The organism is Kaistia sp. 32K (assembly GCF_016629525.1).
GTDB lineage: Bacteria > Pseudomonadota > Alphaproteobacteria > Rhizobiales > Kaistiaceae > Kaistia.
The window spans coordinates 5,025,017-5,051,176 of record NZ_AP024269.1; the positions used below are offsets into that span (position 1 = coordinate 5,025,017).

The 26,160-nt window shown below is 66.9% G+C and carries 22 protein-coding genes; 19 read left to right on the plus strand and 3 right to left on the minus strand.

From position 1 onward, the window contains the following. Positions 1–12: 12 nt before the first annotated feature. The 8 genes from dnaN to K32_RS23230 all read left to right on the plus strand — a co-directional run bounded on the left by dnaN (position 13) and on the right by K32_RS23230 (position 10,165). Positions 13–1,134, plus strand: coding sequence for a DNA polymerase III subunit beta (gene dnaN, locus K32_RS23195; RefSeq protein ID WP_201401751.1), 1,122 nt, complete (start codon positions 13–15; stop codon positions 1,132–1,134). After that, entirely contained in the window at positions 1,131–2,288 is a 1,158-nt protein-coding gene (recF, locus tag K32_RS23200; protein ID WP_201401752.1) for a DNA replication/repair protein RecF, read from the plus strand. Before dnaN ends, recF begins: the two co-directional genes overlap by 4 nt. Continuing rightward, the gene (locus K32_RS23205) at positions 2,285–2,908 is read left to right on the plus strand and encodes a LysE family translocator (protein WP_201401753.1); all 624 of its coding nucleotides are present in this window, start codon (positions 2,285–2,287) and stop codon (positions 2,906–2,908) included. Before recF ends, K32_RS23205 begins: the two co-directional genes overlap by 4 nt. Before the next feature lie 107 nt (positions 2,909–3,015). Continuing rightward, positions 3,016–4,818, plus strand: a complete 1,803-nt coding sequence (gene recQ / locus K32_RS23210; RefSeq protein ID WP_201401754.1) for a DNA helicase RecQ — start codon at positions 3,016–3,018, stop codon at positions 4,816–4,818. A gap of 234 nt (positions 4,819–5,052) precedes the next feature. After that, complete coding sequence (gyrB, locus tag K32_RS23215) at positions 5,053–7,482, plus strand: DNA topoisomerase (ATP-hydrolyzing) subunit B (RefSeq protein ID WP_201401755.1); 2,430 nt, start codon at positions 5,053–5,055, stop codon at positions 7,480–7,482. 191 nt (positions 7,483–7,673) lie between these two features. Continuing rightward, the gene (gndA, locus tag K32_RS23220) at positions 7,674–9,062 is read left to right on the plus strand and encodes an NADP-dependent phosphogluconate dehydrogenase (protein ID WP_201404636.1); all 1,389 of its coding nucleotides are present in this window, start codon (positions 7,674–7,676) and stop codon (positions 9,060–9,062) included. A 182-nt stretch (positions 9,063–9,244) separates the two neighbouring features. After that, positions 9,245–9,637 carry a hypothetical protein gene (locus K32_RS23225; RefSeq protein WP_201401756.1) on the plus strand — a complete coding sequence of 131 codons (393 nt, stop codon included), beginning with the start codon at positions 9,245–9,247 and terminating at the stop codon, positions 9,635–9,637. 174 nt (positions 9,638–9,811) lie between these two features. Beyond that, a complete protein-coding gene (locus K32_RS23230) occupies positions 9,812–10,165 on the plus strand; it encodes a nuclear transport factor 2 family protein (RefSeq protein WP_201401757.1) in 354 nt (117 codons plus the stop codon). Between the two features lie 219 nt (positions 10,166–10,384). On the opposite strand, the gene K32_RS23235 is transcribed toward K32_RS23230, so the two are convergent. The 3 genes from K32_RS23235 to K32_RS23245 form a co-directional block, all read right to left on the minus strand. Next, entirely contained in the window at positions 10,385–11,845 is a 1,461-nt protein-coding gene (locus K32_RS23235; RefSeq protein ID WP_201401758.1) for a RimK family protein, read from the minus strand. Between the two features lie 3 nt (positions 11,846–11,848). After that, a complete protein-coding gene (locus tag K32_RS23240; RefSeq protein WP_201401759.1) occupies positions 11,849–12,994 on the minus strand; it encodes a GNAT family N-acetyltransferase/peptidase C39 family protein in 1,146 nt (381 codons plus the stop codon). Between the two features lie 232 nt (positions 12,995–13,226). Then, the gene (locus K32_RS23245) at positions 13,227–14,171 is read right to left on the minus strand and encodes a DMT family transporter (protein ID WP_201401760.1); all 945 of its coding nucleotides are present in this window, start codon (positions 14,169–14,171) and stop codon (positions 13,227–13,229) included. A 355-nt stretch (positions 14,172–14,526) separates the two neighbouring features. Between K32_RS23245 and K32_RS23250 the strand changes: the two genes are divergently transcribed. From K32_RS23250 to K32_RS23300, 11 genes are all read left to right on the plus strand, one after another. After that, positions 14,527–15,747 carry a DEAD/DEAH box helicase gene (locus K32_RS23250; RefSeq protein WP_244669712.1) on the plus strand — a complete coding sequence of 407 codons (1,221 nt, stop codon included), beginning with the start codon at positions 14,527–14,529 and terminating at the stop codon, positions 15,745–15,747. Positions 15,748–15,800: 53 nt separating this feature from the next. Next, the gene (locus K32_RS23255; RefSeq protein ID WP_018182467.1) at positions 15,801–16,007 is read left to right on the plus strand and encodes a cold-shock protein; all 207 of its coding nucleotides are present in this window, start codon (positions 15,801–15,803) and stop codon (positions 16,005–16,007) included. A 10-nt stretch (positions 16,008–16,017) separates the two neighbouring features. Then, entirely contained in the window at positions 16,018–16,299 is a 282-nt protein-coding gene (gene infA / locus K32_RS23260) for a translation initiation factor IF-1 (RefSeq protein ID WP_201401761.1), read from the plus strand. Between the two features lie 672 nt (positions 16,300–16,971). Beyond that, complete coding sequence (locus tag K32_RS23265) at positions 16,972–17,457, plus strand: TerB family tellurite resistance protein (protein WP_201401762.1); 486 nt, start codon at positions 16,972–16,974, stop codon at positions 17,455–17,457. Between the two features lie 83 nt (positions 17,458–17,540). After that, a complete protein-coding gene (locus K32_RS23270) occupies positions 17,541–18,278 on the plus strand; it encodes a glutamine amidotransferase (RefSeq protein ID WP_244669713.1) in 738 nt (245 codons plus the stop codon). Between the two features lie 427 nt (positions 18,279–18,705). Then, on the plus strand, positions 18,706–19,731 hold the full coding sequence (locus tag K32_RS23275; protein ID WP_201401763.1) for an extracellular solute-binding protein: 1,026 nt from the start codon (positions 18,706–18,708) through the stop codon (positions 19,729–19,731). Continuing rightward, complete coding sequence (locus tag K32_RS23280) at positions 19,728–21,323, plus strand: iron ABC transporter permease (protein ID WP_201401764.1); 1,596 nt, start codon at positions 19,728–19,730, stop codon at positions 21,321–21,323. Before K32_RS23275 ends, K32_RS23280 begins: the two co-directional genes overlap by 4 nt. Before the next feature lie 236 nt (positions 21,324–21,559). Further along, a complete protein-coding gene (locus K32_RS23285) occupies positions 21,560–23,068 on the plus strand; it encodes an SH3 domain-containing protein (protein WP_201401765.1) in 1,509 nt (502 codons plus the stop codon). Between the two features lie 308 nt (positions 23,069–23,376). Continuing rightward, entirely contained in the window at positions 23,377–24,363 is a 987-nt protein-coding gene (locus tag K32_RS23290; RefSeq protein ID WP_244670019.1) for a sensor domain-containing diguanylate cyclase, read from the plus strand. A gap of 123 nt (positions 24,364–24,486) precedes the next feature. Next, positions 24,487–24,819 carry a hypothetical protein gene (locus K32_RS23295; RefSeq protein ID WP_201401767.1) on the plus strand — a complete coding sequence of 111 codons (333 nt, stop codon included), beginning with the start codon at positions 24,487–24,489 and terminating at the stop codon, positions 24,817–24,819. 251 nt (positions 24,820–25,070) lie between these two features. Further along, the gene (locus tag K32_RS23300; RefSeq protein ID WP_201401768.1) at positions 25,071–26,153 is read left to right on the plus strand and encodes an isopenicillin N synthase family oxygenase; all 1,083 of its coding nucleotides are present in this window, start codon (positions 25,071–25,073) and stop codon (positions 26,151–26,153) included. The last annotated feature ends 7 nt before the right edge of the window (positions 26,154–26,160 follow it).

The window sequence follows — 26,160 nt, forward strand, 5'->3', positions numbered from 1 at the left end:
TTCCTGCGTTTCATGAGAGCGACCCTCGAGCGATCCAACCTCCTGAAGTCCCTCAACCACGTGCACCGCGTGGTCGAACGACGGAACACGATCCCGATCCTCTCCAACGTGCTGATCCGCGCCGCCGGCTCGGAGCTGACGCTGAAGGCGACCGACCTCGATCTCGAGATTCTCGAGACGATCGCCGCCGATGTCGGCCGCCCCGGCGCGACGACGGTGCCGGCGCACATGCTCTACGACATCGTCCGCAAACTGCCGGACGGCTCGGAAGTGGCGCTGGAGACCTCGGCCGACGGCCAGACGCTGACGGTCCGTTCGGGCCGCTCGAATTTCTCGCTGCAGATGCTGCCGGAGACCGATTTTCCGGATCTCACCACCGGCGAGTTCCCGATCCGCTTCGAAATGCCGGCCTCGGCCTTCAAGACGCTGATCGACCGCACCCAGTTCGCGATCTCGACCGAAGAGACGCGTTACTATCTGAACGGCATCTATCTGCACACGCCGGCGATCGAGGGTCGGACCGTGCTGCGCGCCGTCGCCACCGACGGCCATCGCCTGGCCCGCGCGCAGACCGCTGCGCCAGCCGGCTCCGAGGGCATGCCGGGGATCATCGTGCCGCGCAAGGCGGTCGGCGAGATCCAGAAGCTCCTGGAGAACTCCGACGAGACCGCCACGATCGAGCTGTCGGACACCAAGATCCGCGTCTCGTTCGGCGGCGTCATCTTGACCTCGAAGCTGATCGACGGCACCTTCCCGGACTATGCCCGCGTCATCCCGCAGGGCAATGACAAGGTGCTCAAGGTCGATCGCGGCACCTTTTCGAACGCCGTCGACCGCGTCTCGACCATCGCCAGCGAGCGCGGCCGCGCCGTCAAGCTGTCGCTGACCTCGGAAGGCCGGCTGGCGCTCACCGTCAACAACCCGGATTCGGGCTCGGCGACGGAAGAGCTCGACGTCGACTACCAGTCCGATCCGATCGATATCGGCTTCAATTCGAAATATCTGCTCGATATCGCCGGCCAGCTGAAGACCGGCACGGCCTTGTTCAAGCTGGCCGATCCCGGCTCGCCGACGCTGATCCAGGATGACGGCGACGAGGACGCGCTCTACGTCCTGATGCCGATGCGCGTGTGACCCTCTCCCCTGACGTCGGCCAGCCGCGCATCACGCGGCTGACGCTGGCGGATTTCCGGTCCTATGAGCGTCTCGACGTGCGGGTCGCCGGGCGCCTCGTCGCGCTTTCGGGCGAGAACGGCGCCGGCAAGACCAATCTGCTCGAAGCGATCTCGCTGCTGTCGCCGGGGCGCGGCCTGCGCCGCGCCGATCTCGGCGACATGGCGCGGATCGGCGGTGGCGGCGGCTTCGTCGTGGCCGTCGACCTCGACACCGCAAACGGTCCCGTCCGGCTCGGCACCGCGCTCGATGGCCAGCCGCCCTCGCGCCGCTGCCGCATCGACGGCGCGCCGGTCTCCTCCGCCACCGCTTTCGCCGAATATCTCCGCATCGTCTGGCTGACGCCGGCGCTGGATGGGCTGTTCACCGGCCCGGCCGGCGATCGCCGCCGTTTCGTCGACCGGCTGGTGCTCGCCGTCGACGCGACGCATGGCAGCCGGGTCAATGCGTTCGAGAAGGCCGTGCGCGGCCGCAATCGCCTGCTCGAGGATCCCTCTCCCGATCGCGCCTGGCTCGACGGGCTGGAGGCCGAGATCGCCGAGATCGGCGTCGCCGTCGCCGCCGCCCGCAAGGAGACGGCCGAGCGGCTCGCAGGCCTGATCGCCGAAGAACGCGACGACACCTCGCCCTTTCCCTTTGCCGTGCTGGCGCTCGAGGGCGACGTCGAAAGCTGGATCGGCGAGGGGCCGGCGGTCGAGGCGGAGGATCGCTACCGCGCGGCGCTGCGCAACGGCCGCGCCCGCGACCGCGCCGCCGGCCGCACCCTGGTCGGCCCGCAGGCGAGCGATCTCGTCGTCCGCCATGGCCCGAAGGACGTGCCGGCCGGCCGCGCCTCGACCGGCGAACAGAAGGCGCTCCTCGTCGGCATCGTGCTGGCGCATGCCCGCCTCGTCGCGCGGATGAGCGGGCTTGCGCCGATCGTGCTTCTCGACGAAATTGCCGCCCATCTCGACCAGCGTCGGCGCGCCGCCCTGTTCGAGGCGCTCGAGCGGCTCGGCAGCCAGATCTTCATGACCGGGGCCGACCCGGCGCTCTTCGCCGAATTGCCGCAATCGGGGCAGATCTTCACCGTGACGCCGGGCCGCGTCGAGCCGCAGCAGGAGGCGGGATCATGACGGGATTGTCGATTTCGGGTCTGGCGCTCTTCGCCGCCGCGCTGGCCGTCGCCGCCTTCGCGCCGGGTCCCGGCATCGCGGCGATCGTCGCCCGCGTGCTCGGACGGGGCCGTCCCGGCGCCATCGCCTTCACCGCCGGCATGGCGATCGGCGACATCGTCTGGCTGGCGCTCGCCGTGCTCGGCCTCGCCGTCGTCGCCCAGACCTTCCACGAGGTGTTCGCGCTGATCAAATATGCCGGCGCCGCCTATCTGCTGTTCATCGCCTGGAAGATGTGGAAGGCCCCCGTCGCGGCGCCGGATCTCGCCCCCGTCGCGGCGCGCGAGAGCCAGGTCAAGCTGTTCTTCGCCGGTCTCGCCGTCTGCCTCGGCAATCCGAAGACCATGGTGTTCTATCTGGCGCTGCTGCCGTCGATCCTCGACATCACCCGGATCGACGCGCTGGCGTTCCTGGAGCTGACCACCGTGACGCTGACCGTGGTCGGGCTGGTCTTCGCCTTCTATGTCGGCGTGACGCTCCGGGCCCGCCGGCTGATCACCAACGCCAGGGCGGTGAAGATGGTCAATCGCGGCAGCAGCGTCGTCATGGCGGGCGCCGCGGTAGCGATCGCCGCCCGCTGAGCTGCCTCCCGAGTTGACGGATCGACGCGGGGCGGGCTTTCCGGCGTGAATGTCCCGTCGCGAGCGACTAGATTCGCCCGATAACGAATCACTTTCCCGGATACTCCATGCCGCTATCGCGCGCCCGCGCCGCGCTCAAATCCGTCTTCGGCTACGATGATTTCCGCCCGGGCCAGGACGAGGTCATCGCGGCGGTCATGAGCGGCGAGCCGGTGCTCGCCGTGATGCCGACCGGCTCCGGCAAGTCGATGTGCTACCAGCTGCCGGCGATCGTCGATGGCGGCCTGACGGTCGTCGTCTCGCCGCTGATCGCGCTGATGCGCGACCAGGTGCAGCAGATGCAGCATGTCGGCGTCGCCGCCGCGACGCTGAACTCCACCAATGGCGAGGATGCCAATCGCGAGACGCTGCGGCGGCTGCGCGCCGGCGAGATCTCGCTGCTGTTCGTCTCGCCCGAGCGGCTCGCCGGCGATGGGCTGGTCTCGCTGCTCGCCGCCTGCGATGTCCGTCGCCTCGCGATCGACGAGGCGCATTGCGTCTCGCAATGGGGGCATGATTTCCGCCCCGAATACCGCCAGCTCGCCTCGGTGCGCGAGGCGCTCGGCGGCGTCCAGGTGGTGGCGCTGACGGCGACCGCCGACCAGGCGACCCGCAACGACATCGTCGCCCAGCTCTTCTCGACGCCGCCGCGCGTCGTCGTGCATTCCTTCGACCGGCCGAACATCCATCTGCGCTTCGAGGCCAAGGATAGGCCGCGCACGCAGATCGCCGACTTCCTCGCCCGCCACAAGGGCGGCAGCGGCATCATCTACGCCTCGTCGCGTGACAAGACGGAGAAGCTGTCCGAGTGGCTGGTCAGCAAGGGCATCCGTTCGGTGCCCTATCACGCCGGCTTCGATGCCGAGACGCGCTCCCGCCATCAGGACATCTTCCTGCAGGAGGACGGCGTCGTCGTCGTGGCGACCGTCGCCTTCGGCATGGGCATCAACAAGCCGGACGTCCGCTTCGTCATCCATGCCGACATGCCGGCCGGGGTCGAGGCCTACTACCAGGAGATCGGCCGCGCCGGCCGCGACGGCCTGCCCGCCGATACGCTGACGCTCTATGGCCTCGACGACATGGCCTTCCGCCGCCGCCAGATCGACGAGAAGGCGATCAGCGAGGCGCAGCGCCGGGTCGAGAAGAAGCGCCTCGCGGCGATGACGGATCTGGCGGAGTCGGCGACCTGCCGGCGCCAGGCGCTGCTCGCCTATTTCGGCGAACAGCGCGGCCCCTGCGGCCATTGCGATCTCTGCCAGGGCGGCGCCGAGCTGGTCGACGCGACGATCGACGCGCAAAAGGTGCTTTCCGCCGTGGTGCGCACCGGCCAGCGCTATGGCGCGGCGCATCTCGTCGACGTGCTGCGCGGCGAGGCGACCGACGCGGTGCAGCGCCAGGGCCATGACCGCATCAAGACCTTCGGCGTCGGCTCGGATCGCAGCGCTCATGCCTGGCGCACGCTGGTGCGCCAGCTCTTCGCCGCCGGCGCGCTCGCCGAGGCGAGCGAGGAGCATGGGGGCTTCCGCATCACGCCCGAGGGCGAGGCGGTGCTGTTCGGGCACGAGAAGATCGCGCTGCGCTCGATCCGCGAGGCGCCGGCCCGCCGGTCCCGCAAGGGCGAGAGCGATCGCGCCGACGGGCTCGACGCGACGACCGCGTCGATGTTCGAGCAGTTGCGCGCGCTTCGCCGCGAGATCGCCCGCGACGAGGGCGTGCCGGCCTACATGGTCTTCCCCGATCGCACGCTGATCGAGATGGCGGAGACGATGCCCTCAACGCTCGACGAGATGCGGGGCGTGCAGGGCGTCGGCGAGCGCAAGCTCGGCCTCTACGGCGAAGCCTTCCTCGAGGCGCTGCACGCCGCGCGCTGACCCTGACGCCGACCTGGCGCCGACTTGGCGTCGACCTTGCGTTGACCTGGCCCCCGGCGGGCGGCCTATCGACGCGCTCGCGCCGCAAAGCAAGGCGGCGCTTTGCTTTCGCCATGCTCGCGCCCTCATTAAAGGCTAGGGGGAAGCGTGCAATTTGCTTGTCGAAGCAATATATTAGCCTCTCGATTCGACTTTTCGCGCGCGCACGCGCGCGACGCTTTCAAGGAAGCCTGAATGTCCGATATTGCCCGCGATCAAGCCTCCGAAGCCTATGGCGCCGATTCTATCAAGGTGCTCAAGGGTTTGGATGCCGTCCGGAAGCGCCCGGGCATGTATATCGGCGACACCGATGACGGCTCCGGCCTGCATCACATGGTCTACGAGGTCGTCGACAACGCCATCGACGAGGCGCTCGCCGGTCATGCCGATCTGGTCGAGGTGACGCTCAATCCGGACGGTTCCTGCACCGTCCGCGACAATGGCCGCGGCATTCCGACCGATCTGCATGCCGAGGAAGGCGTCTCGGCGGCCGAGGTCATCATGACCCAGCTGCATGCCGGCGGTAAGTTCGACCAGAATTCCTACAAGGTCTCCGGCGGTCTGCACGGCGTCGGTGTCTCCGTCGTGAACGCGCTGTCGAGCTGGCTCAAGCTCAAGATCTGGCGCAACAGCAAGGTACACGAGATCGAGTTCGCGCACGGCAACGCCGTGTCGCCCCTGAAGGTGATCGGCGACTGGGACGGCCGCAACGGCACCGAGGTGTCGTTCCTGCCCTCGACCGAGACCTTCACCAAGGTGGAGTTCGATTTCGAGACGCTGGAGCACCGGCTGCGCGAGCTCGCCTTCCTGAATTCCGGCGTCCGCATCGTCCTGACCGACAAGCGCGGCGTCGAGCCGCGCCGCGAGGAGCTGCTCTACGAGGGCGGCCTCGAAGCCTTCGTGCGCTACCTCGACCGCACCAAGAAGCCGCTGATGCCGGCGCCGATCACCATGACGAACGAGCGCGACGGCATCACCGTCGAGGTCGCGATGTGGTGGAACGACAGCTATCACGAGAACGTCCTCTGCTTCACCAACAACATCCCGCAGCGTGACGGCGGCACCCATCTGGCCGGCTTCCGCGGCGCGCTGACGCGCCAGGTGACGGGCTATGCCGAGAGCCAGGGGATCTCGAAGCGCGAGAAGGTGACGCTCGCCGCCGACGATTGCCGCGAGGGCCTGACGGCGGTGCTGTCGGTCAAGGTGCCGGATCCGAAATTCTCGTCGCAGACCAAGGACAAGCTGGTTTCCTCGGAAGTCCGCCCCGTCGTCGAGAACATCGTCAACGAGATGCTCGGCCAGTGGTTCGAGGAACATCCGACCGAATCGAAGGCGATCGTGTCGAAGGTCGTCGAGGCGGCGACGGCGCGCGAGGCCGCCCGCAAGGCGCGCGAGCTGACCCGCCGCAAGGGCGCGCTCGACATCGCCTCGCTGCCCGGCAAGCTCGCCGACTGCCAGGAGCGCGACCCGGCCAAGTCCGAAATCTTCATCGTCGAGGGTGACTCGGCAGGTGGCTCCGCCAAACAGGGCCGCAACCGCGAGAACCAGGCCGTGCTGCCGCTGCGCGGCAAGATCCTGAACGTCGAGCGGGCGCGCTTCGACAAGATGCTGTCGTCCGAGCAGATCGGCATGCTGATCATCGCGCTCGGCACCTCGATCGGCAAGGACGAGTTCGCGCCGGAAAAGCTGCGCTACCACAAGATCATCATCATGACGGACGCCGACGTCGACGGCGCCCACATTCGTACCCTGCTGCTCACCTTCTTCTTCCGGCAGATGCCGGAGCTGATCGAGCGCGGCCACATCTACATCGCCCAGCCGCCGCTCTATAAGGTCACCCGTGGCCGTTCGGAGCAGTATCTGAAGAACGAGCGCGCACTGGAGGACTACCTCATCCAGCAGGGCCTCGACGAGGCGGCGCTGCAGCTCGACGATGGCGAGGTCCGCACCGGCGCCGATCTCGATCACCTGATCCAGGACGCGCGCCAGATCGCGACGATCCTGGGCGGCATCCACACCCGCTATGACCGCGGCATGGTCGAGCAGGCGGCGATGGCCGGCGGTCTCGACCCGGCGCTCCTCGAAGACAAGGACCGCGCGTCCGCCGCGGCCAACGCCATCGCGACGCGGCTCGACCTGATCGCCGAGGAGACAGAGCGCGGCTGGCAGGGTTCGCTCGATCCGCATGGCGGCTACCGCTTCGAGCGCGAGGTTCGCGGCGTGCGCGAGGTGCACACTATCGACCTGGCGCTGATCGACTCGGCCGACGCCCGCAAGCTGCACGCGATCGCCTCGCGTATTTCCGACGTCTTCGCCAAGCCGTCGACGCTGCGCCGCAAGGATATGTCGACGCCGATCTTCGGGCCGCGCTCCTTGCTGGAGGCCGTGTTCCTGCAGGGACGCAAGGGCATCCAGATGCAGCGCTACAAGGGTCTCGGCGAGATGAATGCCAGCCAGCTCTGGGAGACGACGCTCGATCCGAACGTCCGCTCGCTGCTGCAGGTGAAGGTGAAGGAGGCGGACGCCGCCGACGATCTCTTCACCAAGCTGATGGGCGACGAGGTCGAACCCCGCCGCGAATTCATCCAGGACAACGCGCTCAACGTCGTCAACCTCGACGTGTAGCCGGTTGAAGTATGCCTGCCTGATCTCGCCGGGTGGCAGATCGGGCAGCGCGTGCTAAGGTCGTCCGCCCAAGAGGTCGCACTCTGGCGGCGCGCGCCCTGCGTGCTGCCGGGTATCTGTCAGACACGATACATCAGGGATGAAACACTTTGCAGCAACTCGCTGATATTGGCGTGCTCGGTCTCGCCGTGATGGGCGCGAACCTCGCCCGCAACGCCGCCCGCAAGGGCTTCGGGGTCGCCGTCTTCAACCGCAACGGCGCCCGCACCGACGAACTGATCAACGAGCACGGCTCCGAAGGTCGCTTCACGCCGTCGAAGACGATCCCTGAATTCGTCGCCTCGATCGCCAAGCCGCGCGCCATCATCATCATGGTCAAGGCCGGCCAGCCGGTCGACGACGTGATCGAGGAACTGCTGCCGCATCTCGATACCGGCGACATCATCATCGACGGCGGCAACTCGCTCTATACCGACACGAACCGTCGCTTCCACTACTTGAAGGACCGCGACATCAAGTTCATCGGCATGGGTGTTTCGGGCGGCGAAGAAGGCGCGCTCGAGGGTCCGAGCATGATGCCGGGCGGCACGCGCGAGGCCTATGCCCGCATCGAGCCGATCGTCACCAAGATGGCGGCCCAGGTCGATGGCGAGCCCTGCTGCACCTATATCGGCACCGAGGGCTCCGGCCACTACGTCAAGATGGTGCATAACGGCATCGAATATGCCGACATGCAGCTGATCACCGAGGCCTACGACCTGTTCAAGACGGTCTACGGTCTCGAGGCGGGCGAGATCGCCGACATCTTCGCCGAATGGAACAAGGGCGAGCTCAACTCGTACCTGATCGAGATCACCGACGCCGTGCTGCGCAAGGTCGACCACACCGGCAAGCCGCTGGTCGATTCGATCGTCGACGAGGCGGAACAGAAGGGCACCGGCCGCTGGACCGCGCAGTCGGCGCTCGATCTCGGCGTGCCGCTGACCTCGATCACCGAGGCGGTGTTCGCCCGCGCCCTTTCCGGCCGTCGCGCCCAGCGCGCCGAGGCGGAGAAGCGCTTTCCGCATCCGGCAACGGCCAAGCGCACCATCACCCAGGCCGACATCGACGCCATCCGCGACGCGCTCTACGCGTCGAAGATCGTCGCCTACGCCCAGGGCTTCGAGCAGCTCCAGGTTGCGGCCGAGCAGTACGGCTGGGATCTGAAGCTCGGCGAGCTCGCCACCATCTGGCGCGGCGGCTGCATCATCCGCGCCCGCTTCCTGAACCGCATCCGCGAGGCCTATGATTCGGGCGCCAAGGTCTCCAACCTGCTGCTCGAGGACTATTTCCACGACGCCGTGGTTCAGGCCGAGGCGAACTGGCGCAAGGTCGTCGGCCTCGCCATCGCCGAGGGCATCCCGGTTCCGGCCTTCTCGTCGTCGATCGCCTATTATGACGGTCTGCGCCGCGCCCGCGGCCCGGCCAACCTGCTGCAGGGCCTGCGCGATTATTTCGGCGCCCACACCTATGGCCGCCTCGACAAGCCCGGCAAGTTCCACACCCGCTGGAGCCAGGACGGCAGCGAAATCCCGGCCTGAGGCCGTTTTCGCATCCTTTCCCGGCTCAGAAACAAAATGATACCGACGCGCAACGCATCGTTGCGCGTCGGCCCAATTCCCGGCGCATTCGCCCTCGATCCTGCTATCGTCGATCTCGCGGCCATTGCGCGATCGGTTCACGGCTCCCACATGGTGTCGGCAAGATTGAACAGGCGGAGACGATGACGACCTACCGGACCTTCGTGATTTCAGGCCCCCGCGGCGCGACCAGCTGGAAGGACAAGCTGAAGCTTGGCGCCGCCATGGTCGTCGGCGCCGCCGTGGTCTTCGCGGCCCTGGTGGTCTCGTTCTCGATCGCGCTGATCCTGATCCCCATCCTCGGCATCGTCTATCTGTTCCGCCGCCGTATCCTGCGCGCTTTCCTGGCGCGGGCCATGCCGCCCGGCGCCCAGCCCGGCCCGCGGCCCGGTCCCACGGGCCGGACCTACGAGACGGCGAGCCCGTTCGAGGAGCCCAATCCCTTCCGCGCGCCGCCCGGCGGCCGTTCGAACGACGGCGTGACGATCGACGCGGAGTACCATGTCGTCGAGCCGAACGAGCGCGACGGCAAGTAATAGGCTCCTCGCCGATCGCGGCCCGGTCGCTCGATTGTGATGGCCGGCGCCCGCGAACTTCCGCTTCCCCATTTCCCGATCGGCTAGACTGGATCGGCCGCGCCAGAGCTTGGACGCGGCCGTTCGGCTTGGCGCGCCGGTTCGTCCGGCGGCCGGCAGCCATGGGAGGAAGCGATGCAGGACGCGCTCAATCTCTCCAGTCTCCGCAGAGCGGTGGAAGGCAACGACGCCAAGGCGCTGGCGGCCTTCTATACCGACGATGCCGAAATCCGGGTGATCGACCAGGACCATCCGCCGAGCCGGCCGCTCGTGCTCAAGGGCAAGAAGGCGATCGGCGACATGCTGGACGACGTCTGCGGGCGCGCCCTGAAGCACCACATCGACGACGGCCTGATGGAGGGCAGCCACGCCGCGTTCGCCGAGACCTGCACCTATCCCGACGGCGTCAAGGTCTACATGAGCGCCATGCTGGAACTCGCGGACGGCAAGATCCGCCGCCAGACGAATATCCAGGCCTGGGATCATTGAAGGCGAGGGGCGCTACTACTCCGTCTCCCGTCGCAGCCCCAGCCCCGGCCCGCAACCCACGCTCGCCGTCATCCCGGGCTTGACCCGGGATCCATTCAGCCGGGTTGATGGCCGCGCGAAGCTCCCGGCCTCACGGCTGCATGGATCCCCGATCTCCGCTGCGCTGCGTCCGGGATGACGGGGAGCGCGGTGCGTCGACTGCAGCGGCGTCCCGGCCCCCTACCTCTCCAGCCGGTTGATGAACCAGCGGGTCAGCTCGATCCAGACCTGGTCCTTCTCGGCCGCGTCCTCGATGCCGTGTTCGATGTTCGGGTTGTCGTTGACCTCGATGACGAAGAAGCCGTCCTCGGTTTCCTTGATGTCGACGCCATAGAGGCCGTTGCCGATCAGCTGCGCCGCGCGCAGCCCGATGTCGATCACCTCCGGCGGCGCCTGGCCGATCGTCATCGAGCGCAGTCCGCCCTCGAGCGCCTTGCCGTTCGGCTGGTGCTTGACGATCTGCCAGTGCTTCTTCGCCATGGTGTACTGGCAGACGAAGAGCGGCTTGCCGCCGAGCACGCCGACGCGCCAGTCGAACTCGGTCGGCATGAATTTCTGCGCCAGCAGCAGGTCGGTGTCCTTGAACCAGGCGCTGGCCAGCTCCCCCATGGCGCGTTGGTCGTCGACCTTCTTCACGCCGCGCGAGAACGACGAATCCGGGATCTTCATGACGAGCGGAAAGCCCAGCTGGTCGCCGGCGCGCTCGAGATCGCCATTGCCGGCGAGGATGACGGTCGGCGGCACGGCGATGCCGTTGCCGGTCATCAGTTCCTGCAGATAGACCTTGTTGGTGCAGCGGATCATCGAGATCGGATCGTCGATCACCGGCATTCCCTCCTGCACGGCGCGGCGGGCGAACCGATAGGTGTGGTTGTCGATCGAGGTCGTCTCGCGGATGAACAGGGCGTCGAATTCGGCGAGCCGGGCGAGGTCCTTCTTGGTGATCGGCTCGACCTCGACGCCAAGCTTCTCGGCGACGCGCGCCCAGTGTTTCAGCGAGACGAGATGCGAGGGCGGCATCGCCTCGTTCGGGTCGTGCAGGACGGCGAGCGAGTAGCGCGGCGAGGCGGGCGTCGTCTTCTTCGAGCGCCATTCCCGCCGCGTATGGTCGTGCAGCGCCTCGTGGAAGAAGGCGAGCTCGTCGGCGCCGAGCTTGTTGAGCGGCACGGCGGCGAGCTTGCGGATCTCGGCGCGGCTCGCCTGCTCGATTGTCACCTCCAGGACGGGGCAACGGAACCAGTCGAACAGCAGCCGGGCGAAACGGTCGAAGCGATGGTCGTCGACGATGCCGAACATCACCAGCAATCGGCCCGGGATCTTCTTGTCGTCGACGGTGGCGATCGCCTTTTCCAGCTGGTCCTCGAGCTCGGGGATCGCCTGCGCGTAGAGCGCCTTGCTGCCGAGATCGATCATCGTCTCGACCGTCGGCACGACGCGGTGGCCGCGCGCGCCGGCGAGCAGCGAGGCGTAGTAGCCGCGGCTCTGGTAGGCGAAGGAGCGCGACAGGTTGATGATCTTCGGTCGCGAGCCGCGAAACAGGTTGGCGCGGGCCAGGTAGTCCTTTGTCGTGATGACCTTGTGGGGGGTGTCTTCGTTTGGAAAGTCCTTGGCCGTATCGACCAGGATCACCCAATCAGGCATGTTTCACCTCGGTCTGAGAACAACGGCGGCGCGCAGAGCCTCGCGTCCCCATCGGGCCATATGCTCGAAATCGGCGTAGGGTATCGGCAGGTTCGCTGCGTCGTTGTGGGTCTCATGCTTGCGGTCCTCGACCCAGGGGTCGTGAATGAACAGATGGCGTCCATCGTCGCCGACGACCAGAACCCAGTGCGGCACCTTCTGGCCGAACATGCGGTAGGCCGAGATCAGCACGATGACGAGCGCGCCGTCGGCGAGCGCCGCGCGGATCGCGGCGACGTCGATCGGCCGGTAGGTGATCGGGATGTCGAAGGCGATGGTCTGGCGGCGGAAGTCTTCCTGCGCCAGCGCCATGACGCGGCGCTTTTCCGGATTGCGGACGGATGCGAGGAAGAGCGAGCCTTCGCGGCTGATGTGGATGCTGGCGGAGAGGCCGTTGCGCGCCGCCGAGACGGCGAGCCCGTGCGGGTCGCAGCCGCCGAGGCCGGCCATCATGAAGACCGTCGTCGCCTGCCGCCAGAGCTTGATCTCCTCGACCGGGCTCATGGCGTAATCGGCGCGAAAATGCGCCAGCGCCATCATCACGCAGCAGGGGCCGCAGGTGAAGTCGGTCGTCTGCTCGTAGTAGGGCACCGCCGTCGACTGACCGGTCCCGCGCAGCCGCTTCTCGAAGCGCAGCGCGTCGGCGTGGTCCTCGTAATAGTCGAGATAGCGGCCGATGCGGCGATAGCCGAGCCGGCCGTAGAGCGCGATGGCGCCCTCATTGTCCTCGCGCACTTCGAGGCGGAGCAGGAAGCGGTCGCGGGCAAACGCCGTCCGTTCCGCTTCCGCCATCAGCGCGGTGCCGATGCCGCTGCCGCGCATCTCCGGCAGCACGGCGATCGAATAGAGCCGCGCCATGCCGGTGCCGGCGCGAAACAGCAGCAGCGTGTAGCCGCCGAGCCGGCCGTCCGGCAGGCTCGCGACGGTGATCGCCGCCGTCGGCGCCTCGACCAGCTTGCGGAAACTGCGCCGGGTGATGCGATCGGTGTCGAAGCAGGCGGCCTCGATGGCGAGCAGGCCATCGACATCGGCCGCGCCGGCCGGGCGCACGGTGTAGAGGGGGGACGAGGGCGGTGCGACTGCACTGACAACGCGTGATGGAGTGCCCATCTCAGGCTGATCCGCAAGGGGGGACTGGCGGGCGCCTCCGGGATGTTGCGCCTTCCACCCCTCGATCTCTGTCCCAAATTGCGGCGGCGCCAAGGCTGCGCGCCGCACGCAATCGTGAACGTCGAGGCCTTCGAGCCGCTCCTCGATTCATGAAAACGACGAACGGCCCTATCTCTTTGTTTTATCGATATTTTTTCACGCGAACCGGTATCCGCTTCGCTCGAAAACGCGCCTAGCCGGGGACGTTGTCGCCGACTTCCTCGGCGATCGTGTCGCCCGGCTTCGGCTTGCCGGTCCGCTGCTCGCGCAGGAAGATGTAGAAGCCGGCGGCGATGATGATGGCGGCGCCGACGAGCATCGAGATCTTCGGCTCGTCGCCGAAGACGAAATAGCCGAACACCACGGCCCAGATCAGCATCGTGTACTGGTACGGCACGACCACCGAGGCCGGCGCCAGCCGCAGCGAGCGTGTCACGCAGAGCTGTGCGGCGAGCGCGACGACGCCGATCAGGGCCAGGGCTGCGAAGTCGATCGGCGTCGGCGTGACCCAGGTGAACGGAGCGATGACGGCGCCGGTGACGAGCGTCGCCGTTGTCGAGAAGGTCAAAAGCGTCGTGTCCGGCGTGCCGCGCAGCTGGCGGGTGATGATCATCAGCGCGGCGAAGAACAGGCTGCCGCCGATGGCGATCAGCGCGCCCCAGCTCAGGCTCTCGGAGGAGGGCTGCAGCACGATGACGACGCCGATGAAGCCGGCCAGGATCGCCAGCCAGCGCGGGCCGTCGACCTTCTCCTTCAGGAGCAGCGCCGACAGCGCTGTCACATAGACCGGGCCGGCCAGGTAATAGGTCATGACATCCGCCAGCGGCAGCAACGACACCGACCAGTAGAAGAAGCTGATCTCGCCGACGATGACGAAGACGCGCAGCAGCTGCAGGCCGGGGCGAGGCGCAGCGCGGAGCGTCGCCAGACCGCCCTGCTTCTGGATGAAGGGACCGAGGACGACGACCGCCGCGATCGAGCGCAGCAGCATGATCATGCCGACGGAATAGGTGGCGGTCAGCCATTTTCCGAGCGTGTCGTTGGCGGAGTAGAGGAAGATGCCGAGGACCATCAGGGCGATGCCCAGGACCGGACCCGAGAGGGCGCGCGCGGAAGCGGAAGGGGAACTTGCAGACATGAAATCACATGGCGGATGATTGAATGGGCACTCTGCACAGAAGTGCGGCAGAGACAAGAAGATCCGCGTCGTTGCGACGCGTTCTTGCAGCCTCTTCTGCGCGGTTGCGACTTTTCGATTGCTTTTTCGCCGGCGAGTCCGCATATACGCGACGACGATCATCGTGATCGCGCTGTGCCACGCGAAGGTTTCGGTGGCTCTATCCTGCCAGGGGGGCAGGACACGACCCCGTCCTCTGATCCTTTCGCGCGTGGGTCATGACTAGAAGTCGAATGCCGACAGGTGTTCGCACAATTAGGCTTTCTTCTTGAATCAATTGACAAATTTCGCGGATTTGGCTCTTGCCGAACCGCTGGTGCGTGCGCTTGATGTGGCCGGCATTACCAGGCCGACGCCGATCCAGGCGCAGGCAATCCCCGCGCTTCTCGAAGGCCGCGACATGCTCGGCATCGCGCAGACCGGAACCGGCAAGACCGCCGCGTTCGGCCTGCCGCTCCTCCAGCATCTGTCGCGCCGCGCGGACGGCCTCGTGGCCAAGACCGCTCGCTCGCTCATCCTCGCGCCGACGCGCGAACTCGCCATCCAGATCGATTCCGAGCTTCGCAAGTTCGCGAAGTTCCTCGGCATTCGCCATGCGCTCGTCTTCGGCGGCGTCGGCCATCAGCCGCAGATCCGGGCGCTCGAGAAGGGTGTCGACATCCTCGTCGCGACGCCGGGCCGCCTGCTCGATCACCTGCAGGCGGGCGCCGTGCGCCTCGACAGCGTCAGCCATCTGGTGCTCGACGAAGCCGACCGCATGCTCGACATGGGCTTCGTCCGCGACGTCATGAAGATCGTGGCGCTGCTGCCGGCGAACCGTCAGTCGCTGCTGTTCTCGGCGACGATGCCGGCCGAAGTGGCGCAGCTCTCGCGCAAGATCCTCAAGGACCCGGTCCGGGTCGAGGTGACGCCCGAGGCGGTCACGGTCGATCGCATCGACCAGAAGCTCTATCGCGTGCCGACGGCCGAGAAGCGCAATTTCCTCCTGGATCTGCTTGCCAATCCGGAGATGGAGCGCGTCATCGTCTTCACGCGCACCAAGCACGGCGCCGATCGCGTCGCGCAACACCTGCAGAAGGCGCGCGTCGAGACGCTCGCCCTGCATGGCAACAAATCGCAGGGCGCCCGTCAGAAGGCGCTGGAGGGCTTCAAGGATGGAAGCCTCCGGGTTCTCGTCGCCACCGACATCGCCGCTCGCGGCATCGATGTCTCCGGCGTGACCCATGTGGTGAATTTCGACCTGCCCGACGAGCCGGAATCGTATGTCCATCGCATTGGACGTACGGCCCGCGCTGGTCGCAGCGGGCTCGCACTCTCTCTGTTCGACGCTGGCGAAGCTGCGCGTCTGAAGGCAATCGAGCGGCTGATTCGCCGTCCGATTCCGGAAGTCGCGACCAATTTCAAAGCCCCGTCTTCGGCTCAAAGGCCCGCTGCGGACACGCAGCGGGGTGACAAGCCGGCTCGGGACGGGCAGCCTATGCAAGAAAAGAGCAAGAAAAATCGGTGGCGTGGCCAACAACGCCGCCGAGCGGCTTGACGACGGGACGGTCGTTAGCAAAGTTCTCTACCGCCAGACTGAAGGAGATTTCCATGGCGACGGGTACAGTGAAGTGGTTCAATGCGACCAAGGGTTACGGTTTTATCCAGCCGGACCAGGGTGGTCAGGACGTGTTCGTGCACATCAGCGCCGTTGAGCGCGCTGGTCTGTCGACGCTGCGCGACGGCGCCAAGATCTCGTACGAGCTCGAGACCGATCGTCGCGGCAAGACGTCCGCGACGGAACTGAAGGTCTCGTAAGGAACAACACATGGCGAAGGAAGAAGCGCTCGAATTCGAGGGTACGGTCGTCGAGGTCCTGCCCGACGCCAAGTTCCGCGTGGAACTCGAGAACGGGCATGTCGTCGTCGCCTACACCGCAGGCCGGATGAAGAAAAACCGGATCAAGACGCTGGCGGGCGACCGCGTAACCGTCGAGATGACGCCATACGATCTCGATCGTGCGCGACTGGTTTTCCGGCACAAGGGCGAACCGCTTGCTCCGCAAGCACCCAGGCCGCCTTTCCGCGGTGGCGCGGCGCGTCGACGCTGACATCCGACGCCAGGTGATGAAAAATGAGGGCCGGCGCGTTCATCGCGCCGGCCCTTTTCGTTTGCGCCGATGGCAGGAATGGCCGGCCGTCCCGGCCTCCCGACGCCGCCCGGCGGGGAAATCGCGACCGGATGGTACGGCAACTTTATGGTTTCGGCCGATTAACCCCATTTGCGGCCGAAATCCGGCGCGGTTGCAAAAATGTGGCAGCCGATGGCTAAAACCCGCTTGCGTCCCGTCACGGAAGACCATATTCTTTTCTTGTCGCGGGGGCGGACGATTCACACGATCTTAAGTCCCTGTCGGCGAGACAGCTTCGGGAACCTCCCGGTTAGAACTGTATTCGAAGATTATTTCGACACGCAGTTGTAATTAGAATTGATGAGCTCGAGTTTTTTTTGGTTCGAGCAAAGAGTTATTCTTTTTAGTTATGTTTTCGCCGCCGGCCCAAAAGGTCGGCGGTTTCTTTTTGTGCGTTCTTCATGCGCTCGACTTGGCCCGCCGACTCCGGCTGCTCTTGCCTCGAATCCGGCTTTTTCGCGACAATGCCTGCCCTCGGTGGTAGGTGACGGCTTGTCGCGTGATGATTTCCTATCCTTGCCTTATTCTCATGCAGCTTGGGCCAACATGGGGACGAGCCTGTCATCGGGGCAGAGCGCCCGGAGGAATTGAATGCTGAGCGTATTTCGCAATTTCCTCGCCGAGCTGACCGGCGGCGGGACCGACAAGGGCTTCGGCGAGGACGATCACCGCCTGGCGGCGGCGGCGCTGCTGCACCATGTCGTCGCCGTCGACGGCGAGGTGACGGAATCCGAGCGCCAGCGCCTTCACGATCTCTTGCAGAACCGCTACGGCCTCGATGCCGACGCGACCGAGGATCTGATGCGCGCGGCCGAGAAGGCCGATGACGAGGCCGTCGATTTCTATCGCTTCACCAGCGTGCTGAAGACGCGGCTGGACGAGATCGATCGCGAGCAGATCGTCGCCATGATGTGGGATCTCGTCTATGCCGATGGCCGGCTGACCGAATTCGAGGACAATGTCATCTGGCGGGTCGCGGACCTGCTCGGCGTGTCCGGCCGGGCGCGCCTGCGCCTGAAGAAGATCGTGCAGTCCGGCGGCAATGTCGTCGCCGATATCGCGCCGCAGGAGAGTTGATCGCCGCGAGCTGATCGCAGCCGGCGGGCAGGCGTGCCATCGCGCAGCCCGCGGGCGCCGCAAGTAGAAGGATCGCTGGACCCTTGTCGCCGGAGAAGCCGCCCGTCCTGATCGTGCTGCATCAGGAGCATTCCACGCCCGGTCGCGTCGGCCTGCGGCTGCGCGAACGCGGCTACGAACTGGACATCCGCCGGCCCCGCTTCGGCGACGCGCTGCCCGCGACGCTCGATAACCACGCCGGCGCGATCGTCTTCGGCGGGCCGATGAGCTCGAATGACGACGAGGACTACATTCGTCGCGAGATCGACTGGATGGCGGTGGCGCTGGACGAGCAGGCGCCGCTGCTCGGCATCTGCCTCGGCGCGCAGATGCTGGCGCGGCAGCTCGGCGCGCGGGTGGCGCCGCGCGAGGATGGCCTGGTCGAGATCGGCTATTACCCGCTGCGCGCCACAGCGGCGGGGCAGGGGCTCTGCGCCTGGCCGGAGACCGTCTACCAGTGGCACGGCGAGGGCTTCGACCTGCCGGCCGGCGGCGAATTGCTGGCGGAGGGCGATCTCTACCGCAACCAGGCGTTCCGCTACGGCCCTTCCGCCTTCGCCTTCCAGTTCCACATCGAGCTGACGCTCGCCATGATGCATCGCTGGACGACGCATGGCGAAGATCGTTTCGTCCTGCCGGGCGCGCAGCCGCGCGAGCGGCATATGGAGGGCCGTGCCGTCTATGACGCGCAGACCTCGCATTTCCTCGACGGCTTCCTCGATCTCTGGCTGGGCCTGCCGCGTGGCGACCGTGCCACCTTGGAGCCGGTCGCCTCGGCCTGAGCGGGTCCGTCGTTGCAATTTGCGAGTCCCGTTGCAGATTGCAATGCGCGAACGGTGAATCGGCCGTTAACCTTCCCCAGATCTGGCCAATTTGATTCAAATTGTAGCTAGATGTGGTGGCTCACTCGGTTGGCACGTCTGGCAGGAAGCTTGCGACACATCATTCCAAGCTGATCTTCCGGTTGTGCGTAATCAGCTCCGATCGGACGGAGAAGGGTCGAACCGATGACCCCCGGTAGCCCTTCTCCGCTCCGCCCGCCCGTCGATGGGCCGGGCTAGCTCCGCTTCCGCCTCCCTGCATCTCGTCGCCCACGGCCGGTTTCCGGCTTCCTCATGGGCAACCTTGTCGCGCCCGTCGCAGTTGACAGGGCGCGCCGGCGGGTATTGGTACGAGAACAATCGACTGCAATAACATAGAGTTATTCCAATGTACGACGTCTCGAGGCGTCAGCTGATGCGCGCCGGTCTCGGCTTTGCCGGCGTATCGCTGATCGGCGGCGGCGCGAACCCGGCGCGCGCGGAAGACCAGACGCTGGCGCTCTACAACGGCCAGCACCGCCCGCCCGTCGAGGCGCTCGTCGCGGCCTTTACCGCGGCGACCGGCATCGCCGTCGTCACCCGCAACGGCAACAGCGCCCAGCTCGCCAGCCAGCTGATCGAGGAGGGGGCGAATTCGCCCGCCGACGTCTTCTGGTCGGAGGAGAGCCCGTCGCTCGCGGCGATCGACGAGAAGGGCCTGCTCGCCCCGCTCGAGGCCGAGACGCTGAAGCAGATCCCGGCGACCTACGCCGCCAGGACCGGCACCTGGATCGGCGCCGGGGCGCGCTGCCGCGTCGTCGTCTACAACAAGGCCATGATCGAGCTGTCGGCCCTGCCGAAGAGCGTGCTCGATTTCGCCGGCGAGGCCTGGGACGGCAAGGTCGCCTTCGCCCCGAACAGCGGCGCCTTCCAGCAGCAGGTCGTCGCCGTCTCGCTGATGAAGGGGCGCGACGCGGCGCTCGCCTGGCTCAAGGGCCTGCGCAAGTATGGCGAGGTCTACAACAGCGACTCCGCCGCCGTGGAGGCCGTCGAGGGCGGCGACATCGCCGTCGCGCTCAGCAACAACTACTATTGGTACGCGCTCGCGAAGGAGCTCGGCCCCGACAACATGAATTCCGCCCTCTATCACATGGGCAACCAGGATCCCGGCACGCTGATCACCGTCTCCGGCGCCGGCGTGCTCAAGAGCTCGAAGAAGAGCGAGGCGGCGCAGCGTTTCGTCGCCTTCATGGTCAGCGAAGCGGGGCAGCAGGCAATCGTCGACGCGATCGCCGAATATCCGCTCCGGCCGGGCGTCGTCTCGCCGTTCCCGATGAAGCCTTTCGACGAGCTCGATCCCGCTCCGGTGACGCCGGCCGATCTCGGCGACGCCGCCGATGCGCTGGCCCTTTTGCGCGAGGCGGATCTCGCTTGACGCGCGCTTCCGGCGATCCGGACGGCCCTTCGAGGCGCGGCGCGGGCGGTCATCCCGTCTCGCGGCTCCTGCTGGTGCTCGCCCTGATCCCGACCGCGCTGATCGCGCTGCCGATCGTCTATGTGCTGCTGCGGTCCTGGGGCGCCGGCTGGGAAGGCATCCTGGCGGAGCTCGGCCGCCGCCGCACGCTGATGCTGCTCGGCAATACGGTGACGCTCTGCCTGTCGGTAACGTTCGCTTCCTGCCTGATCGGCTTCGCCGCCGCCTGGTGCACCGAGCGTTCGGACCTGGCCGGCCGGCGGATCTGGCGCGTGCTCTGCTGCCTGCCGCTCGCCATGCCGGCCTTCGTCGCGAGCTTCGCGTGGAAATCGCTGGGGCCGACCTTCCAGGGCATGCCCGGCGCCATCCTCATCCTGACCATGGAGAGCTTCCCGCTCATCTTCCTGCCCGTGGCGGCGGCGCTGCGCAGCATGGATCCCGGCATGGAGGAGGTGTCGCGCTCGCTCGGCAAGGGGCCGTGGCGGACCTTCTTGCGGGTAACCCTGCCGCGCACGATCCCCGCGCTCGGCGGCGGCGCGCTGCTGGTCGCCGCCCACATGCTGTCGGAGTTCGGCGCGCTGGCGCTGCTGCGGGTGCAGACCTTCACGACCGCGATCTTCCAGCAATATGAACTGCAGTTCGACAATGCCTCGGCCGCCGTGCTGTCGGCGCTTTTGATGCTGCTCTGCCTCCCTGTCGCCTTTGGCGAGATGTGGCTCCGGCGCGGCGTACGTTTCTCCAAGGTTGGCCGCAACACCGCCCGGCGCATCGCCCCGGCCCGGCTCGGCCGGGCGGCGCCGTTCGTCACCCTCGGCTTTATCGCAGTGGCGATCCTGGCGCTCGGCGTGCCGTTCGGCCGGCTGCTCTACTGGCTCCTCAAGGGCGTCTCGGCCGGGCGCGGGCTGGAGGCGATCGGGCCCGCGCTTTACGGCTCACTGTCGCTGGCGCTGCCGGGCACCCTCGTGACGACGGTGATCGCCCTGCCGCTGGTGCTGCTCGTTCTGCGCAGCCGGGGGATGTTCGCCCGCTTCGCCGACCGGCTTCCCTATATCGTGCACGGCCTGCCGGGCCTCGTCGTCGCGCTGGCGCTGGTCTATCTGTCGATCCGGCTTCTGCCCTCGGTCTACCAGACCCGCGTCGTGCTGTTCGCGGCCTACGCCATCCTGTTCCTGCCGCTCGCCCAATCGGCCATCCGCGCCTCGGCCGAGCTGGTGCCGCGCGAGATCGAGGAAGTGGCGCGTACGCTCGGCCGCAGCCCGTTCCGCGCCTTCGTCTCGGTGACGCTGCCGTCGCTGGCGCCCGGCCTCGGCGCGGCGCTGGCGCTGGTCGCGCTGGAACTGATGCGCGAGCTGACGGCGACGCTGATCCTGGCGCCGACCGGCGTGGTGACGCTCGCCACCGAAGTGTGGTCGCACACCAATGACAGCGCCTATGCGGCGGCGGCGCCCTTCGCAGCACTCCTCGTGCTCATCTCCGGCATCCCGGTCTACATCTTCACGCTCCGGACACTGAAGGTTGCACCGGACCGCGCACTTAGCCAAGCAACGCCATAGATTTCGGGCCCGGCGCCCGCCGATCGGCCGTTGGGTGACGCTCGGCAAAGAGTCGCCGCATTCTTCCGTCATGTTGACTGCCATCGGCCTGTCTCAAGGGCAATTGCCTGTACGCATTGGTTGTTCCGGTCCTATTTTACTATTGAGTGGTGCATCGAAGTATTAACCATCAAGTTTTTGAAGACGTTTTGGCGGCAACGGGGGTTACATGTCGAAACAAAGTAGAGATGAGTTCCATGAACACTACAGCGAAGACCGGCGCCGCCCTGCGCCTGCGCAATTCGGCTGAACCCGTTAGCTCCAGCGCATCTCCCGAGACCGACAGTTTGGCGCGCCGCGCCGAAGCGCTCCGAGAAAACCTCTATCGCTTCCCGAAAATAGGCATTCCGCCGGTGCGGGCCGCCCTCCAGGTCGAGCCGCCGCGCGCCGGCTCCCCGCGTGACGCGGCCCGGCTGCCGGAACCGCCGAACGCCGCCGCGCCGTCGCTTCCCGCACCCTCGCTTGCCGGTCTCGAGGATCTGGCCGCCGAGCTCGAAGCAGCGCTGATGGGCGACCTGCACAAGGCGACCTTGGCCGCGTCTTCCGAGCCGGAGCCTGTCGCGGCGAAGCCGAACCCGCTGTCGCTGTCGTTGTCGCTGGAACAGGCCGAGATCGAGCACGGTTTCACCGGCCAGGCCACCCCGGCGCGCAAGGAAGAGGTGCCGCAGCAGGACAAGCTCGCCGTCGAGCTGCTGCTCTCGCGCGGCCAGCGCCAGCCGCAGATCATTTCGCGGCCGGAGCCGGCGGAACTCGAGGACCGTCTCGCCGGAGAGCTGGCGCAGCGTCTTTCCGAGGCGGTCGACGGCCTGAACGCCGCCGAGAGCGAGGTTTATTCCGAGGAGCGCGAGCTTGAGCGCAAGCGCCTGTCCTTCGATCGCTTTCCGCTCAACAAGTCGCTGGTCGGAATCGCCGTGGCGCTCGCCGTCGTGGGTGGCGGCGCTCTGGTGACCGTGCATTCACTGACTGCCAATCCGGCAACCCCGGTCCCGGTGAAGCAGGAAGTCGCCGCCGCCGCGGGCGAGAAGGCCGACGTGGCGCCGGCAGCTCCGGTTGCGAAGTCTGATGAGCGCGCGGCTGAGGACAAGTCGCTGCACGAGCCGCCGCAGCTGCGCGGCGCCGACATGTTGTCGACGACCGGGTCCTTGACCCCTGCCGCCTCGATGGAGGGTGCGCCGGCGGCTGATCCGGGCGTGCGCTCCGCCTTTTCCATGGATTCCGCCGCGCCGGACTCGCCCGCCGCCCGCGTCGTGAAGACGAGCCCGGTGCCGGCGACCCAGGAGAGCCAGGCAGCGCTGGGCCAGGATCCGGCAAGCCAGGATCCCGCGAGCCCAGACACGGCAAGCCAAGACACGGCAAGCAACGAGACCGCGAGCCCGGATAGTTCGGACGCGGTGGCGAGCGCGGACTCGGCAAGCGCCGGGTCGGACACGCCGGCCGATGTCGCCCCGGCTGCCCCCGCTCGCGCGGCTCCGGCACGGGCCCACGCCGCCTCGGTGCCGGCCAAGGCCATCGCCGACCTTCCGAGCGGCAAGGCGCAGATCGCCTCAGGCGTGAAGCTTCGCGGCAATCCCGACAACAGTGCGCCGACTGTCGGCTATCTGAAGGCGGGCACCCAGGTCGACGTCGTCAGCTGCAAGGGCTGGTGCGAGGTCGTCGCCGATGGCAAGCGCGGCTTCGTCTTCAAGCGCTTCCTGACAGCATTGTAAGGCACTCGCTCCGGCGCGACCCGGCGCGGACGGCCATCCGCGATGGTTCCGAAAGCGTAATCCGCGCCTCGGACAAGAAAAATTTGTCGCCGGAGCGGCCTTTGTTGTCCGCTAGCGCTTACTTTGCGGTCATGCCGCCGGTTTGACTGGGCGGATCGCAGTTCCTCTGCTAGGAGAAAGGAATCAAGGCTGGGTGACTGAAAGCGGACATGCACGAGTTTGGATCGGGACGGGCGGGTAGCCCCGCCGAGGCGACGGCTCACAATACAGAGCGTTATTGTCGCGGCATGGAGATCCTTTTGTCCGCGGTGCAGAAGCTTGCTTTTGCCCGCGAGCTTGGGCAGGTGCAGCGCATCGCCCGGTCGACGGCGCGCCAGATGACGGGCAGCGACGGTGCGGCCTTTATCCTGCGCGACGGCGAATTCAGTCACTATGTCGATGATGAAGGGATCGCGCCGCTCGGGAAGGGCCGGCGCATTCCGCTGGGTGAGTGTGTCGCCGGATGGGCGATGGCGCACCGCCAGGCCGTGCTGATTTCGGATATCCGCGCGGACGAGCGCATCGACCAGTGCCTCTATGGCCCGACCCTCATCCGCAGCCTGGCTGTCGTGCCGATCCGGGTCCCGGAGCCGGTCGGGGCGATCGCGGTCTACTGGAGCGAAGTCGACGCTCCCGGCGAGGACGATCTTCGCCTCCTGAAGCGCCTTGCCGATGCCGTGTCGCTGGCGATCGAGAACATCCGCATGCATTCCGAGCTCGAGGAGCGCGTCCGCTCGCGCGCCGAGGAGCTCGAGAAGGCCAAGGCGGCGATCGAAGAGCTGTCGATGACGGACGAGCTGACCGGCCTGCTCAACCGGCGCGGTTTCCGCCGCGCCGCCGAGGCGGTCATCGCCAAGGGGCGGGGCTGCCAGCTGGCGATCATCGATGTCGACGGGCTGAAGAAGGTCAACGACACGTTCGGCCATGCCGTCGGCGACAGCCTGATCGCCGATTGCGCCAGCGTGCTGCGCGACAGCGTCAGGCATTCGGACGTCGTCGGCCGGATGGGCGGCGACGAGTTCTGCGTGCTCGTGCCGGCGCCGCTCGCCCCGGCGGAGACGCTGCGCAACAGCCTGCGGGCGCGGCTCGATTACTTCAACCGCCTGTCGCCGGCGCAATGCCAGCTGTCGATCAGCGTCGGCATCGTTCAGGCGAAGGCCGGCAGCTCGCTGTCGCTCGACGACCTGCTCAGCCAGGCCGGCGCGCTGATGTCGATGGAAAAGCACTCCAAGGTCATCTCGGAATCGCGCCACTGACAGTGCCGTCGCGACCCCTTCGACGAAATCGCCAGATCGTTCAAATTGCGATGAACGGCTTGTGAGTTTGCGAACGGCTGGGACTGCCATATCGCGTCATCGTCGACGGATAGGGCAGACGCGATGTCGCTGGAAAAGAAACCGAAATTCCCCCGCAGACCCCTTGCTGGCGGGGACTATGCCAGCCTGAGGCGGACGCCCGCCGGCGGCGCCGGGGTGAGCCGGCCGCTACGCCAACTGGAGCTGACCGAGGAAGAGCGGGAGCGGCTCGAAGCGACCGAGGCGCTCGTCGTCGACGGCGCCGGGCGGGAATGCTTCCGCGGCCTCACAATCGCGGAATCGCTCGAATTCCTGACCCTGCGGCGCCTCGGCCTCGACAATTCCGATGCCGATTTCCTGCGCCTGATCGAGCTCGGCGACCTGCACGCCGCCTCGCAGAACCGCACGATCAGCTAGCGCCTCAGCGGGGGCCGAGCGCCATTGAGGCGGTTGTGCCCGGTTCCCCATGCTCGCGAATGGAAGGTATCGACGTAGCGTCAACCTCGGTTTCTGCGCCTAAAGCAAACTCCGGCATGCGCGCAGAAAAGAACGCCGTTCCTTCTCTACAAACTAGGTCGCCTTAAAATCCTCTGAACCAGGAGGGCAGCGGAAATCCGCGCCCTAGGCGTCGGGCTTCGGCTCGCGCCGTCCGGATCAAGGGGACGACCATGCCGACATCCAATCCGCTTCCGAGCACCCATGACGCGGCGACCGCGCCGCGCACGCTGCCGATCCTCGATATCTCGAAGCTCTCCGGCAGTCCGGAGGAGCGCGCCGCGTTCCTCGAGGAACTCGGCACCACGGCGCGGGAAATCGGCTTCTTCTATCTGACCGGCCACGGCATTCCGGACGAGCTGATCCGCGAGATCGTCGCCGTGTCGCGCCGGTTCTTCGAGCTGCCGGAAGCCGACAAGCTCTCGATCGAGATGGTGAACTCGCCGCATTTCCGCGGCTATACCCGCGTCGGGCTGGAGATCACGCGCGGCCAGGCCGATTGGCGCGAGCAGATCGACTTTTCGTCCGAGCGTCCCGCCATTCCGGTCGCGCCCGGCACGCCCGACTGGGCGCGGCTTCAGGGGCCGAACCAGTGGCCGGATGCCCTGCCGGCGCTGAAGCCGACCGTGCTCGAATGGCAGCGCCAGCTCGCCGATCTCGGTATCCGCGTGCTGGAGGCGTTCGCCCTGGCGCTGCAGCAGGACAAGGACGTCTTCTCCCCCATCTACGAGAAGGCGCCGATCCAGCATCTGAAGCTGATCCGTTATCCCGGCCGCGACGCCACCGGCAGCGACCAGGGCGTTGGCGCGCACAAGGACGGCGGCTTCCTGACCCTGCTGCTGCAGGACGTGCAGGGCGGGCTGCAGGTCGAGGCCGACGACGGCAGCTGGATCGACGCACCGCCGATCCCCGGCACCTTCATCGTCAATATCGGCGAAGTCCTGGAAATGGCCTCGAACGGCTATCTCCGCGCCACCGTCCACCGCGTCGTCACGCCGCCGGCCGGCAAGGACCGGCTGTCGGTCGCCTTCTTCTTCGGCGCCGCCCTCGACGCGACGATCCCGCTGCTCGATCTGGCGCCGGAACTCGCGGCCCAGGCCCTCGGCCCGACCGCCGACCCGCAGAACCCGCTCTTCCGCGAGATCGGCCAGAACTACCTGAAGGGGCGCCTCCGCTCGCACCCCGACGTGGCCGAGCGTCATTACGCCGACCTCCTCGACCCCACCGCCAAGCGCGAACCCGCCTCGGCCTATTGATCCCTCG

Bases quoted from the DNA above. Each gene is read 5' to 3' on its own strand.
- K32_RS23275 (WP_201401763.1), top strand. From the start codon at position 18,706: ATGTACGACGTCTCGAGGCGTCAGCTGATGCGCGCCGGTCTCGGCTTT.
- gyrB (WP_201401755.1), top strand. From the start codon at position 5,053: ATGTCCGATATTGCCCGCGATCAAGCCTCCGAAGCCTATGGCGCCGAT.
- K32_RS23205 (WP_201401753.1), top strand. From the start codon at position 2,285: ATGACGGGATTGTCGATTTCGGGTCTGGCGCTCTTCGCCGCCGCGCTG.
- dnaN (WP_201401751.1), top strand. From the start codon at position 13: ATGAGAGCGACCCTCGAGCGATCCAACCTCCTGAAGTCCCTCAACCAC.
- K32_RS23225 (WP_201401756.1), top strand. From the start codon at position 9,245: ATGACGACCTACCGGACCTTCGTGATTTCAGGCCCCCGCGGCGCGACC.
- K32_RS23255 (WP_018182467.1), top strand. From the start codon at position 15,801: ATGGCGACGGGTACAGTGAAGTGGTTCAATGCGACCAAGGGTTACGGT.
- K32_RS23230 (WP_201401757.1), top strand. From the start codon at position 9,812: ATGCAGGACGCGCTCAATCTCTCCAGTCTCCGCAGAGCGGTGGAAGGC.
- K32_RS23235 (WP_201401758.1), bottom strand. From the start codon at position 11,845: ATGCCTGATTGGGTGATCCTGGTCGATACGGCCAAGGACTTTCCAAAC.
- K32_RS23265 (WP_201401762.1), top strand. From the start codon at position 16,972: ATGCTGAGCGTATTTCGCAATTTCCTCGCCGAGCTGACCGGCGGCGGG.
- gndA (WP_201404636.1), top strand. From the start codon at position 7,674: ATGGGCGCGAACCTCGCCCGCAACGCCGCCCGCAAGGGCTTCGGGGTC.
- infA (WP_201401761.1), top strand. From the start codon at position 16,018: ATGGCGAAGGAAGAAGCGCTCGAATTCGAGGGTACGGTCGTCGAGGTC.
- K32_RS23295 (WP_201401767.1), top strand. From the start codon at position 24,487: ATGTCGCTGGAAAAGAAACCGAAATTCCCCCGCAGACCCCTTGCTGGC.
- K32_RS23245 (WP_201401760.1), bottom strand. From the start codon at position 14,171: ATGTCTGCAAGTTCCCCTTCCGCTTCCGCGCGCGCCCTCTCGGGTCCG.
- K32_RS23300 (WP_201401768.1), top strand. From the start codon at position 25,071: ATGCCGACATCCAATCCGCTTCCGAGCACCCATGACGCGGCGACCGCG.
- recQ (WP_201401754.1), top strand. From the start codon at position 3,016: ATGCCGCTATCGCGCGCCCGCGCCGCGCTCAAATCCGTCTTCGGCTAC.
- K32_RS23285 (WP_201401765.1), top strand. From the start codon at position 21,560: ATGAACACTACAGCGAAGACCGGCGCCGCCCTGCGCCTGCGCAATTCG.
- K32_RS23240 (WP_201401759.1), bottom strand. From the start codon at position 12,994: ATGGGCACTCCATCACGCGTTGTCAGTGCAGTCGCACCGCCCTCGTCC.